The 12667-nt window shown below is 71.6% G+C and carries 10 protein-coding genes; 3 read left to right on the top strand and 7 right to left on the bottom strand.

The genetic code is table 11. The features are described from left to right. Window positions 1-43 precede the first annotated feature (43 nt). The 3 genes from ACU5E9_RS07590 (at window position 44) to ACU5E9_RS07580 (ending at window position 4933) form a co-directional block, all read left to right on the top strand. Window positions 44-1378 carry an ABC transporter substrate-binding protein gene (locus ACU5E9_RS07590; protein WP_456813012.1) on the top strand — a complete coding sequence of 445 codons (1335 nt, stop codon included), beginning with the start codon at window positions 44-46 and terminating at the stop codon, window positions 1376-1378. Between the two features lie 195 nt (window positions 1379-1573). Then, window positions 1574-3673 (top strand): alpha-galactosidase, encoded by a 2100-nt coding sequence (locus tag ACU5E9_RS07585; RefSeq protein ID WP_456813011.1) that lies wholly within the window; start codon window positions 1574-1576, stop codon window positions 3671-3673. A 111-nt stretch (window positions 3674-3784) separates the two neighbouring features. After that, complete coding sequence (locus ACU5E9_RS07580) at window positions 3785-4933, top strand: NmrA family NAD(P)-binding protein (RefSeq protein ID WP_456813010.1); 1149 nt, start codon at window positions 3785-3787, stop codon at window positions 4931-4933. 25 nt (window positions 4934-4958) lie between these two features. On the opposite strand, the gene ACU5E9_RS07575 is transcribed toward ACU5E9_RS07580, so the two are convergent. The 7 genes from ACU5E9_RS07575 to ACU5E9_RS07545 form a co-directional block, all read right to left on the bottom strand. Beyond that, window positions 4959-5558 carry a PepSY domain-containing protein gene (locus ACU5E9_RS07575; RefSeq protein ID WP_456813009.1) on the bottom strand — a complete coding sequence of 200 codons (600 nt, stop codon included), beginning with the start codon at window positions 5556-5558 and terminating at the stop codon, window positions 4959-4961. A gap of 136 nt (window positions 5559-5694) precedes the next feature. Continuing rightward, window positions 5695-7050 (bottom strand): sensor histidine kinase, encoded by a 1356-nt coding sequence (locus ACU5E9_RS07570; protein ID WP_456813008.1) that lies wholly within the window; start codon window positions 7048-7050, stop codon window positions 5695-5697. Beyond that, window positions 7043-7720 carry a response regulator transcription factor gene (locus ACU5E9_RS07565; RefSeq protein WP_456813007.1) on the bottom strand — a complete coding sequence of 226 codons (678 nt, stop codon included), beginning with the start codon at window positions 7718-7720 and terminating at the stop codon, window positions 7043-7045. The genes ACU5E9_RS07570 and ACU5E9_RS07565 overlap by 8 nt, the downstream gene beginning before the upstream one ends. Before the next feature lie 222 nt (window positions 7721-7942). After that, window positions 7943-9397, bottom strand: a complete 1455-nt coding sequence (locus tag ACU5E9_RS07560; protein ID WP_456813006.1) for an MFS transporter — start codon at window positions 9395-9397, stop codon at window positions 7943-7945. Continuing rightward, window positions 9394-10749, bottom strand: a complete 1356-nt coding sequence (locus tag ACU5E9_RS07555) for an NtaA/DmoA family FMN-dependent monooxygenase (RefSeq protein WP_456813005.1) — start codon at window positions 10747-10749, stop codon at window positions 9394-9396. Before ACU5E9_RS07555 ends, ACU5E9_RS07560 begins: the two co-directional genes overlap by 4 nt. Next, window positions 10746-11474 carry a cysteine hydrolase family protein gene (locus ACU5E9_RS07550; protein ID WP_456813004.1) on the bottom strand — a complete coding sequence of 243 codons (729 nt, stop codon included), beginning with the start codon at window positions 11472-11474 and terminating at the stop codon, window positions 10746-10748. Before ACU5E9_RS07550 ends, ACU5E9_RS07555 begins: the two co-directional genes overlap by 4 nt. After that, entirely contained in the window at window positions 11471-12553 is a 1083-nt protein-coding gene (locus ACU5E9_RS07545; RefSeq protein WP_456813003.1) for an LLM class flavin-dependent oxidoreductase, read from the bottom strand. Before ACU5E9_RS07545 ends, ACU5E9_RS07550 begins: the two co-directional genes overlap by 4 nt. Window positions 12554-12667: the final 114 nt, after the last annotated feature.

The following is a 12667-nucleotide window of genomic DNA, read 5'->3' as shown; positions in this document are numbered from 1 at the left end:
CCAGCACCATTTCATTCAGCACACCCTCCAACGAAGGAAAATAATGCGAATCACGAAACGAGCGGCCACTGTTGCCCTGCTCACCGCGGCCACGGTCGCACTGACCGGATGCTCCGCTGCCGGCACCACCTCGGCCGGCGGCGACGACGCAGCCGAGTGCGCTCCCGCCGACGGCAAGGTGGAGCTGAGCTTCACCTCCTGGATCCCCGGCATCGAGGATGTCGTCGCCGTCTGGAACGAGGCGAACCCCGACATCCAGGTTGCCGTGCAGACCGGCCCGAACGGCAACGGCGGCACCTACGCCAACTTCTTCAACCAGCTCGAGGCCGGCAACGCGCCCGACCTCGGCCAGATCGAGTACGACGCGCTGCCCAACTTCCGCGTGCAGGACGGCCTGGTCAACCTGGCCTCCTGCGAGGGTGTCATGGAAGCCAAGAACGACTTCGTGGACTGGACCTGGGGACAGGTCAGCTTCAACGAGGACGACGCCGTCTACGCCATCCCGCAGGACTCCGGCCCCATGGCCATGTTCTACCGGGCCGACCTCTTCGAGGCCAACGGCATCGCGATCCCCACCACGTGGGAGGAATACGCCACCGCTGCCGAGCAGGTTCGGGCCACCGGCGCGTACATCACCAACTTCTCGCAGGGTGACATCAACCAGTTCGCCGGACTCGTCTGGCAGGCCGGCGGCACCTGGTTCGGCAACGACGGCGACAACTGGAACGTCGACCTCACCGGCGACGAGTCGATCATGGTCGCCGACTACTGGCAGGACCTGATCGACCGCGACCTGGTGTCGACGGTTCCGGCGTGGACCACCGAGTGGGACAACGCCTACAACACCGGCGCGGCCTGGACCTGGAACTCCGCGGCCTGGGGTGCGAACTCCATCGCCAGCGGCGCACCCGACACCGCCGGCAAATGGGCGGTGGCCGAGTCCCCTAAGTGGGAAGCCGGCGACGAGGCCAGCGGCAACTGGGGTGGCTCGTCCACCGCGGTGTTCACCGGTTCTGAGCACCCGTACGAGGCCGCCCAGTTCGCCCTGTGGCTGAACAGCTCCAGCGAGTCGCTCACCATGCTCAACGAGGCAGCCAACCTGTACCCGGCCGCCAAGGACGGACTCGAACTGCCCGTGCTCAAGGAGGGCGTGGAGTTCTACGGCGACCAGCCGATCTACGACGTCTTCGCGAAGGCGTCCGGCGAGGTCTCGGCTGACTTCGTCTGGGGTCCGACCATGACCCAGACGTACAACGACGTCTCGGACGGCTTCAAGGCAGCGGTCAGCGGCAACGGCACCCTCGGTGAGGCCCTCACCACCGGCCAGGCCGCCACGATCGACGCGCTCAAGGCGCAGTCCATTCCCGTCGCGGAGTAGACCAGCCGCGTCACCGCGTCACCCGTACCGCCCGGCGCATCCGCCCGGGCGGTACGGTCATGTCACCACCCACACCCAGACTGGCCCATTTTTGCTAGTTCGCGGGCCACTCGCACTAGCGAATGTGGGCCAGTCATGCGCTGGGCGGGCGGGATGGCCGTTCGAGTTCGTTCGATAGTCGAAGAAAGTTGCCCCATGATCCACCACCTCCGTGCCGCCGGCACCAGCCTCGTCCTTGACGCCAGCGGCCCCGGCACCCCGGTGATCCTGCACTGGGGAGCCGACCTCGGCGACCTGTCCCCGGCCGACCTGGCCGCGCTGGCCGCCGCGAGCGTTCCGCCGGTCGGCCCGAGCTCCATCGACGTGCCGCTGCGGCTCAGCCTGCTGCCCGCCCTCGCCGAGGGCTGGAGCGGCCGGCCGGCCCTGGGCGGGTTCCGCACCGGCGCCGGCACCCTCGACCCGGCCCTCACCCTGGTGGCGGTGCGCGAGCTCGGCGACAACACGCTGGCCATCGAGCTGGCGGATGCGCAGGCATCCATCACCGTGACAACCGACGTCGAGCTCACCGAACACGGAGTCCTGCGGCTGCGGCACACGGTCAGCAACACCGGCGCGGGCACCCTCGAACTCGCCGGCCTCGACGCGATCCTGCCCGTGCCCGACCGGGCCGCGGAGATCCTCGACTTCACCGGGCTGTGGAGCCACGAACGCCGGCCGCAGCGCAGCCTGCTCGGCCAGGGCGTCTGGAGCCGGGAGTCCCGGCACGGCCGGCCCGGCCACGACGACTCCTACCTCACCGTGGCCGGCACCCCCGGCTTCGGTTTCCGCAGCGGCGAGGTCTGGGCGGTGCACCTGGCCTGGAGCGGTGACAAGCGGGTCTGGGCGGAACGCAGCGCCCTCGGCTACGCAATTCTCGGCGCCGGCGAACTGCTCGCGCCCGGAGAACTGAGCCTGACCGCCGGAGCGAGCTACACCAGCCCGTGGACCGTCGCGGTGTACTCCGCCGCGGGGCTGGACGGCCTCAGCGCCAGGCTGCATCCGTGGATCCGGTCGTGGTCGACCATCACCGCTCCACGGAAGGTGCTGCTCAACACCTGGGAGGCCGTGTACTTCGACCACGACCTCGCCACCCTCGGCCGGCTCGTCGACGCCGCCGCCCAGGTGGGCGTGGAGCGGTTCGTGCTTGATGACGGCTGGTTCTCCGGCCGCACCGACGACCAGCGCGCGCTCGGCGACTGGTTCGTCGACGCCGCGAAGTGGCCGGACGGGCTGCACCCTCTGATCGAAAAGGTGCACGCCGCGGGCCTCGACTTCGGCCTGTGGGTGGAACCGGAGATGGTCAACCCCGACTCCGACCTGGCCCGGGCGCACCCGGACTGGCTGCTCGGCTCACCGACCGCCCCCACCTGGCGTGGCCAGCGGGTGCTCGACCTGGCCAACCCGGATGCCTACGCCTGGCTGCTCAGCCGGCTCACCGCGCTGCTGTCCGAGTACCCGATCGCCTACCTCAAGTGGGACCACAACCGCGACCTGCTCGGCGGCTCCGTGCACCGGCAGACCGCCGCGCTGTACCGGCTGATCGACGACGTGCGCGCCGCCCAGCCGGGCCTGGAGATCGAGTCCTGCGCCTCCGGCGGCGGCCGCATCGACCTTGGCATCCTCGAACGGGTCGACCGGGTCTGGACCAGCGACACCAACGACCCGCTTGAGCGGCAGCAGATCCAGCGCTACACGAGCGTGCTCGTGCCGCCGGAATACCTCGGCGGGCACCTCGGCGCCGCGACCGCGCACACCACCGGGCGCACCTCGGCGCTGGGCTTCCGGCTGGCCACGGCGTTGTTCGGCAGCGCCGGCATCGAGTGGGACCTCACCCAGGCCACTCCGGCCGAGCTCGACCAGATCGGCGCCTGGATCACGGTCTACACGGAGCGCCGGGCGCTGCTGCACGGCGGTGTGATCGTGCACGCCGACGGGTCCGACCCGGCGCTCGAACTGTACGGCGTGGTGGCACTGGATGCAGCCTCCGCGGTGTTCGCGCAGGTCGCGCTGGCCGCGCCGCGCACCGCGCTGCCCGCCCCGATCCGGTTCCCCGGCCTCGACCGCGACCGCCGCTACCGGGTGCGCCCGCTGCTCGTGGGCCCGGCGCCGCACACCGTGCAGACCGTGCCGCCGGCCTGGCTCGCCGCCGACGCGGCCGAGCTGGTGCTGACCGGTGCGGTGCTCGCCGACGTGGGGCTGCCCGCCCCGCTGCTCACCCCCGAGCAGGCCGCCCTGTTCACTTTCGACGCCGTCTGACCCTCGCCCGGTGTCGCGAAAGCGGCCGTGCGGCCGCTTCGGGGGAGCGGAGGCGGCCACACGCCCGCTTTCGCGGCCCCGGTGCGCGGCCGCGGCACTAACGTTGGGGGCATGACCGACCAGACCCCGCCCCGACGCCCGGCGCCGACCGGCGGGATCCTGGTCACCGGCGCATCCGGCACCGTCGGACGGGCCGTGGTGGATGCCCTCGCCGCCGCCGGCGAGACCGTGGTGGCGGGCATGCGGGACCCGCGCGCCTGGATCGCCGAGGGCGCACGGCGCGCCAGCGGCACCGCGGCCGGACAACAGCACGACGGGCCGGGCGGAGCACGCCCCAGCGGCAAGCCGTCGCGGGCGCCCAACACGAAGCCCGACCGGAACCCCGCCCACAAGCCGGCCGGCCTGGCCTCGGCACCGGCCAACCGCACGGCGGCCCGGCCCGGCGCCGGCTCTCTGGCCGGTGCGGCCCGGCGGCCCCAGTCGGCCTCCGGCGCGTCAGGCGCCTCCGGGTCCGCGGACGTCGCATCCGGCAGCACCGCCGTCGTGCGCGCCTTCGACTTCTCCGACCGCGGCACCTGGGCCCGCGCCCTGGCCGGTGTCGACCGGGTCTTTCTGATCGTGCCGCCCACCGTCGCCGACGTGGGCCGCACCCTCATCCCGTTCATCGACCATGCGATGGAACAGGGCGGCGTGCGCCAGATCGTCTTCCTGTCCGCGCCGGGCGTGCGGTTCGACACCCGGCGGCCGCAGCACCTGGTGGAGCAGTACCTCAAGCGCACCCGCAGCCCGTACACGATCCTGCGGCCGAACGTCTTCCTGCAGACCCTGTCGACCCTGTACCGGGACGACATCCGGCTGCGCGGGGAGATCGTGCTGCCCGCGGCCGGGGCCACGGCCGCGTTCGTCGATGCGGATGACGTGGGCCGGGTCGCCGCCCGGGTGCTCACCGAACCGGGGCACCTGCGGAAGGTCTACACCCTCGCGGGGGAGCAGGCGCTGGGCTACGCGCAGGTGGCCGAGGTCTTCACCGAGGTGCTCGGCCGGCCCGTGCGGTACACCGCCACGAGCGAGGCCGAGTTCGCGGAGCTGGCCGCGAAACAGGGCGAGGCCGCCGCGGACATCGCCGCGCAGGCCGGCTGGTACCGAGCCATGCGGCGCCGGCTGACCGCGCTGCCGAACCGGAGCATCCAGAAGCTCACCGGCCGGCCGGCCACCGGACTGCGCAGCTTCGTGGAGGAACACCGGCAGACCTGGCTGTGACCGGCCGCTGCCGGCCGCCTGCGCGTTACGCCGCGGGGACACCGTCGACAGTGAGCACGGCGAAGGCCTCGTCGAGCTCGACGTCGATGTCCTCGCCGTTCTCCAGGGTGATCTCCACCTCGTAGGCGTGGTCGAAGTCGTCACTGCGCTCGACCTCGGTCACGGTTCCGATGGTGCCGGCGGGCACGGCGGCCAGGGCGGCGGCGGAGGCGGCGGCCGTGTCCTCCTCGGTGAGGGCGGGGAGGGCGTCATCCGTGGGCTGGCTGCTGGGCTCGGTGCTGGCGCCGGGGGTGGCATCGCCGGACGGTGCGGTGGCCCCGGCGGTGCCGCCGTCGACGCGCACGACGCTGAACGTGTCATCCAGCAGCACGTCGGTGTCCTCACCATTGGGCAGGGTGACCTCCACCTCGTAGGCGTGGCCGGCGTCGTCGCTGGTCTCGGAGTCGGTCACGGTGCCGCTGCCGACGGCGTCGAGGGCGGCCTCGCTGGCCCGGTCCAGGGTGGTGCCGGTGAGCTGGTCGTCCCCGTCGAACGGGTCGGTGACGGCGACGGCGATGCCGGCTCCGCCGAGCACGAGCACCGCTCCGACGGCGGCAGAGGTGATCCAGATGGTCTTCTTCTTCATGGTGTGTCCCTAATGTCGTTGGCGGTTCCGGGAGGGGCACGGTGTGCCGTGCCCGAGGACATCAGTGTGCCGGGACGTCGCTGAAGCCAGACTGAAGCCGGCTGAAGGCGCCTTCAGAAATGAATCGAGCTGCCGGTCAGGCGTCGGTGTCGGCCGGGTCGGCGTGCGCGGGCAGCCGCACCTCGAACCGGGCGCCGCCGAGGGCGCCGTCCAGCACCCGCACGGTGCCGCCGTGCGCCTGCATGGCCTCCCGCACGATCGCCAGGCCCAGGCCGGTTCCGCCGGATGCGCGGGCGCGGGACGCGTCCAGACGCACGAACCGCTCGAACACGCGGTCGCGCTCCTCGGCGGGCACACCGTGCCCGTCGTCCTCCACCGCGAGCAGCGCGTCGCCGCCGTCGACCGTGAGGGACAGGGTGACCCGGCCGGAGGCGTGCTGGGCGGCGTTGTCGACGAGGTTGCGCACCACCTGGCCGAGCAGGCCCTCGTCGCCGTGCACCCGCGCCGGGCCCACCCCGGTGGCGTCGATCGTGAGCGCCATGGTGTCGCGAAGCCGGCGCGCCTCGGCGAGCAACAGGTCGTCGAGGTCTACGGCCCGGCCGGTGGCCTGCAGCGACCGTTCGCTCACCTGGGCGAGCAGCAGCATGCCGCGCACGAGCCGCTCGAGCCGGGCGCCCTCGTCGAGCACCGCCTCGGAGAGGTCCTCGAGGCTCATCCGGTCGGGGTGCGCCTGGGCCACCTCGGCGTACTGGCGGAGCGACGCGAGCGGGGAGCGCAACTCGTGCGAGGCATCCGAGACGAACTGCTTCTGCGCGCGCTGCGAGGTGTCGAGCCGGTCGAGCATGCTGTTCATGGTGCGGGCCAGCCGGCCGATCTCGTCGGCCCGGCCGGGGTCGGCGATCCGGCGGTCGAGGTTGGTGGCGGTGACGGCGTCGACCTCGCGGCGCATCCGCTCGACCGGGGTGAGCGCCCGGCCCACGACGATCCAGGTGAGCACGGCCACGACGCCGATCAGCAGCGGCACGGCGCCGGCGAGCAGCCAGCCCACCGTGCCCACCGACTCGTCGACGGTCTCCAGGGTGCGGCCGGCCGCGATGGTGATGTCGTCGGTCTCCTCGGCCGCCACCAGGTAGGCGGCGTCCTCGTCGGGCAGGCGCACGACCTGGCTGTCGCCGTCTTCGGTGATTTCCACCGGCCGGCCGTCGAGGGCGTCGCTGCCGGCGAGCAGGGCGCCGGATGCGTCGGTGACCTGCACGAGGATCTCGTCGTCGTCGGCGTCGAACCCGTCGAGGGCGCCGCTCTGGTCGTACTCGCTCTCGATCTGCTGCAGGTCGCGTTCGGCGGCGGTGCTCACCTCGGCCAGCAGCACGGTGCGCAGCACCAGCACGAACACGAGGGCGCCGAGCACCAGAGTGATGGCCACGATCGCGGTGGACACCAGGGTGATCCGGCCGCGTAGCGACCGGCCGCGCGGGCCGCGCCGCTCAGCCACCGTTGGCCGCCAACCGGTAACCGGCACCGCGGAGGGTCTCGATCGCGGCCCGGTCGAACGGCCGGTCCACCTTGTTGCGCAGGTGTCGCACGTACACCTCCACGATGTTGGGGTCGCCCTCGAAGTCGAAATCCCAGACGTTGTCGAGCACGTCGCGTTTGGACACGACGCTGCCGCGGTTGCGCATCAGGTACTCGAGCACGGCGAACTCCCGGGCGGTGACGTCCACGGATGTCTCACCCCGGGTGACCGTGTGCGTCGCGGGGTCGAGGTGCAGGTCGCCGGCCCGCAGCACGGTGGGCCGCGCACTGGTGCCGCGGCGGATGAGCGCGCGCATCCGCGCCAGCAGCACCGCCGAGGAGAACGGCTTGGTGAGGTAGTCGTCGGCGCCGGTGTCGAGGGCCTCGATCTGGTCCCACTCGCCGTCCTTGGCGGTGAGCATGAGGATCGGGGTCCAATTCTGCTCGGCGCGCAGGGTCTCGCAGACCCGGTAGCCGCTCATACCGGGGAGCATGATGTCGAGCAGGATGACCGAATACTCGTTCTCGCGGGCGAGCCAGAGGCCGTCCGGTCCGGTGGCGGCGATGTCGACCGCGAAGCCCTCGGCTTCGAGGCCGCGTTTCAGCCCCGTGGCCAGCCGCACCTCATCTTCCACCACCAGCACGCGCATCCGGCCCCCATCGTCGGTCTGTTTGGCCAGGTGGCCGCGGCCCCAGTCTGCCGGACCCCGCTGAAGGCAAGCTGAAACTGCCGTGACCAGCGAGAACGTGGTCCCGGCAGCGCTCGGTGCCCTTCGTTCGCACACTTCCGGCCTTCGTTGCGCCGCTGAAGGGGGGAAGTCTGCAATCGAGAGCGGCCCGGATGCGCGGGATGGCGTCGAGGGGCCCGCGGGTCAGCGGCGGCGCAGCAACAGCCGGGCGAGCATGAGGTTCGACAGGAGGAGCAGGCCCACGATGACCAGGATCGCCGGCCAGAGTCCGGTGCTGTCGTAGACGGCCAGCGCTACGAGAGGGCCGGCGACGGCGCCGAGGTCGCCGGCGGTGCGGGTGATGCCCACCACGAGTCCGCTCTGCCGGGCGGGCACGGCCTCGCTCATCAGCACCGTCGGCACGATGCCGGCCACGCTCGTGGCCAGACCGTAGAGCACGATCGCGACGGCGAACAGCCACGGCCCGTCGGCGACCGGGAAGAGCAGCAACGCGGCGGCGGATGCGAGCACCCCGGGCAGGAGCACCGCCAGCCGGTAGCCCCGGTCGATGAGGGAGCCGACCACCGGCAACGCGGCGAGGGAGATCAGGGTCGCCGCGGCCAGCGCCAGGCCGAGGGTGAACGGGGTGAGGCCGCCGGTGTCGTAGCCGGCCAGGGGCACGAGCCCCTGCTCCCCGCCGAACCGGGCGAAGAAGGTCGCGAACGAGCTCAGCGCCATCGCGACGACAACAGCGACCACGCCCGCCCCCGCGTAGGCGGGCGCCGCCGCGCGCGAGTCGGATGCGGCGGCAACCGGGGTCTCGACAGGCTCGACCAGCGTGTGGGGCGTTGTCGAGAACGCTCGCGGGGTCTCGACAGGCTCGACCAGCGACGCTCGCGGGGTCTCGACAAGCTCGACCAGCGGGGCGGTCGAGGCCGTTCCGTCGGTCGAGCTTGTCGACGCCGTACTGAGCTTGTCGAAGTAGACCCCGTGAGGAGTCTCGGGAACGTCACCATTCCGGCCGCGGGGGAGCCAGTAGTGCACGGCGGGACGCACCGCGTCCCATACCAGCACCAGGGCGAGCGGCACGCTGGCGACCAGGAACACCACCTCGAGCGGGAACCAGGTGAGCACCAGCCCGCCGAGGAAGGACCCGGCCGCTCCCGCGGACATCTGCACGGCGGTGACCGTGGCCATCACCCGGCCCCGACGGGCGGGCGGGGCGCCGGAGACGAGGATCGCGAAACCGATGGTGATCGCAGCACCGCCGAGCACCCCGGCGAGCACCCGCGCGGCGATCAACGTTTCGGCGTCAGGGGCCAGCCCGGTCAGTCCGGTGACCACGATGAGCAGCAGGCTCACCGCCCAGAGGTACGGGCGTGGTTTCCACCAGCGCAGCAGGATGCCCGCCGGGATGTTGGCGAGCACCCGGCCGAAACCGAACGCGGCGATGATCGGGCCGAGCACCAGGGCGGTGGCGCCGAATCGGTCGGGGTAGAGCGGAAGCGCGGGCACGATCGTGCCCCAGGTCATCTGCGTGGCGCCGATCAGGCAGCACAACAGCAGGGTCTGCTCGCCGAGCGACGGGCCGCCGCGAGCGGCCGGAGCGGTCGTCGCATCCGCCTCCTCGACCGTCGCCCGGCCCGCGCGCCGGCTCACCGTGCGAGGTTCTCGCGCAGCGTGGAGCCCGGGTAGGCCGGGCCCATGGTGCCGCGACGGCGGAGCTCCGGCACGAGCAGCTCGATGATGTCGGTGTACGACGCGGGCATGCTCAGCGGGTTGCCGATCATGTAACCGCCGCGCGACCCGGTGGCCTCGAAGTTCTCCTCGAGCTGGTCGGCGAGCTGCGCCGCGGTGCCGCTGAGGGTGTGGTCGAAGCCCACCGCGTGCCGCCAGCCGCGCTCGAAGAACTCGTCGCGGGAGAGCGAGTGGTCAGCGCCGAGCTCCTGCACCAGCTGGCCGACGAACCCCGACGGCGACGCGTGCCCGGCCACGATCTCCGCCTGCAGCTCGCCGAGCACGATGCTCCGGCCGACGGTGGAGAAGTCGTAGCCGGAGTTGTACGACAGGTACGCGCCCACCGCCTCGTCGCCCCAGTACGCCAGCATCTCCTGCTTGCGCGCGTTGGCCTCGTCCTCGGTGCGGCCGATCACCAACTGGGTGGCCCAGAGGATGCCGACGTCGGCCGGGTTCCGCCCGTTCGCGGCGAGTTCCACGTCAAGCAGCGACCGGTGCCGCTGCTGGCCGGCCAGGTTGCCGCCGAACCCGAAGATCAGGTCGGCGAACTTGGCGCTGGTGGCGATGCCCTGCGGCGAGTTGCCGGCCTGCACCAGCACCGGGTGCCCCTGCGGGCTGGGCACGCTGGTGAGCGGTCCGCGCACGTCGAAGAAGTCGCCGTGGTGGTCGATGGCGTGCACCTTGGCCGGGTCGGCGAACCGTCCCGTTTCCCGGTCCATCACGATCGCGTCCGGCTCCACCGAGTCCCAGAGCTGCTGGCAGACCGAGATGAACTCGTCCATCCGCTCGTACCGTTTGCTGTGCTCGAGCAGTTCGTCGAAGCCGTAGTTGGCCGCATCTGCCCGCCGTGTCGACGCCACGACGTTGAACGCGATGCGCCCGCTGGTGACGTGGTCGAGCGAGTTGAGCAGCCGGGCCACGTAGAACGGATGCATGAACGTGGACGAATACGTCAGGCCGAAGCCGATGTGCTCGGTGACGGCGCTCATCGCCGCGATGAACGGGCTCATGTCGTGCCGGGGCCATTGCACGCCCCACTCGACGGCGGCGTCGGGGGAGCCGCGCCAGGTGTCGGGCAGGCCGGTGCCGTCGCCGAAGAAGAGCATGTCGATGCCGCCGCGCTCGGCGGTGATCGCCAGCTCCTGGAACATCTTCACGTCGGGGAAGGTGCGGCCGGTCCACGAGCCCGGCCGGGCCCAACGGCCCTCGGTGTGCGTGAACGAGAGGTCGAAGGCCAGGTGCAGGTGGTTCGGGTCGCGCTCGGCGCCGGTCATGCCGACACCGCCGCGTCGGTCGCCGCGTCGGTCGCTGCGTCGGCCGAGGTGCCGGTGACGGATGCGGCGGCGCCCGGCGCGGGGAAGAACCCGGCCAGCTCCGTGGTGGTCACCAGCTGCGCCGTGGTGAGCGCGAGGATCTCCAGGGCGTTCTCGTGCACCCGCACCTCGTACGCTGCCGTGGCGTCGGAGGCGATGAGCACCGGGTAGTCGAGCTGGAACGCGTCGGTGGCGGTCGCGGCGATGCAGCACTCGGTGGTGAGGCCGGCCACGACCACCCACACCACGCCGAGCGCCTGCAGCCGGGCGTGCAGGTCGGTGCCCTGGAAGCCGCTGTAGTGGCGCTTGGGCACCCGCGGTTCGTCGGCGGCGGGGGTGAGGCCGTACCAGTCGGCGCCCGGGGTGCCGATGACGCAGGGTTCGTCGTCGCCCATCGGCTCGTCGAAGCCCTTGCCGCGCAGCCAGTTGCTGGCACCCCAGAGCCGATCGGGGTCGGAGGCCAGTTCGATCCAGATCACGGGCACACCGGCGGCGCGGGCGGTGCCGACGAGCTCCGCGGTGGCGCGGATGGCCGCGGCGATGGCCTCCTCGGCGGCGGTGTCGAGACCGTAGTCGCCGAGGTAGTCCAGGTCTGCGAAGGAGCGCTGCACGTCGACGACGAGCAGGGCGCCGGCACGGTTGTCCAGGCCGGCGAATGGGCTGACAGCCGGGCTGGCGGTGCTCATGAGGTGACCAGTCCGCTGGTCGCGCGGGCGGCATCCTGCGCACGCAGGGTGGGCAGCACGGCCTCGCCGAAGGCGGGCAGGTCGGTGTGGTAATCGGGGAAGATCAGCATCAGGCCGTCCAGTTCGGCGCCCTCGACGACGGTGTTGATGTGGCCCAGCACGGTGTCGGGGGAGCCGACGACGTAGGGGGTCTGAAAGGCGTCCTGGCCGGTGGCGGACTGGGTCCAGGAGGTGGCGCGGTCGCGCGGCATGCCCCAGGACACCCGCATGTTGGCGAGGGCTTCCACGTCCACACCGGCGCCGATCACGTCCACGCGGTCCTGCGCCGCCGCATCCGTGTCACCCATGACGACGGTGAGCATGGCGTAGGTCTTGACGGTGCGGCCGAGCGCGGCGGCCTGGTCGTGCACGTCGCGGGAGGAGTCGCGCAGCTCCTCCATGGTGTCGCCGGAGAGGAACGCTCCGTCGCAGAGTTCGGCCTGGAAGGTGCGGCCGCGCGGAGACCGGCCGGCGCTGATCAGGGTGGGCTGCACCCGCGGGTGCGGCCGGGAGACGCAGTCGGTGAGGGTGAAGGTGTCGCTCTGCATGGTCACGGAGTCTTCGGTCCACAGCCGGGTGACGGCGCGGGTCCAGTCCTCCACCATCTGGTAGCGGGCCTCCTTGGACATGTCGGCGTCCCAGAGCCCCATCTGCTCGAACTCGTCGGCGTAGGAGCCGGAGACGATGTTCATGCCGGCGCGGCCGTTGGAGATCTGGTCGAGGGTGACGAACATCTTCGCGGCGATGGCGGGGCTGTGGATGTTGGCGTGCACGGTGGCCCAGATCTTCACCTTCTCGGTGGCTTCGGCCAGGCCCGCCATCATGGTCATCGACTCGAGGGTGTTGCCCCAGTGGTCGGTCGAGCCGCCGAAGCCGCGCCATTTGGCCATCGACATGACGAAGTCGAGGCCGGCCTGCTCGGCGAGGACTGCAGTGGTCTTGTTGTACTCGTAGCTGCCGTCGGGATGCGGCGCGGTGGTGGACACCAACCAGCCGCCGTTGCCGATCGGGAGGAAAACGCCGTACTCGCGTGCTGACATGAAAAGACTCTTTCTCTGATTTCTCTGGTGCTGACGAGATTGTGGAGGCTGTGACGGAGTCGAGAACGAGGCGGAAACGAGCCGGGAAGAGGGGGTGCTGACCCCGGGGCGCCC

The organism is Cryobacterium sp. AP23 (assembly GCF_054075385.1).
Note: the sequence above shows the minus strand (reverse complement) of the source record. Positions and strands in the feature narration are given on the sequence as shown.

Excerpts from the sequence above, each read along its gene's own strand:
- ACU5E9_RS07565 (WP_456813007.1), bottom strand. The coding sequence starts at position 7,720 with ATGCGCGTGCTGGTGGTGGAAGATGAGGTGCGGCTGGCCACGGGGCTG.
- ACU5E9_RS07545 (WP_456813003.1), bottom strand. The coding sequence starts at position 12,553 with ATGTCAGCACGCGAGTACGGCGTTTTCCTCCCGATCGGCAACGGCGGC.
- ACU5E9_RS07555 (WP_456813005.1), bottom strand. The coding sequence starts at position 10,749 with ATGACCGGCGCCGAGCGCGACCCGAACCACCTGCACCTGGCCTTCGAC.
- ACU5E9_RS07585 (WP_456813011.1), top strand. The coding sequence starts at position 1,574 with ATGATCCACCACCTCCGTGCCGCCGGCACCAGCCTCGTCCTTGACGCC.
- ACU5E9_RS07580 (WP_456813010.1), top strand. The coding sequence starts at position 3,785 with ATGACCGACCAGACCCCGCCCCGACGCCCGGCGCCGACCGGCGGGATC.
- ACU5E9_RS07575 (WP_456813009.1), bottom strand. The coding sequence starts at position 5,558 with ATGAAGAAGAAGACCATCTGGATCACCTCTGCCGCCGTCGGAGCGGTG.
- ACU5E9_RS07590 (WP_456813012.1), top strand. The coding sequence starts at position 44 with ATGCGAATCACGAAACGAGCGGCCACTGTTGCCCTGCTCACCGCGGCC.
- ACU5E9_RS07550 (WP_456813004.1), bottom strand. The coding sequence starts at position 11,474 with ATGAGCACCGCCAGCCCGGCTGTCAGCCCATTCGCCGGCCTGGACAAC.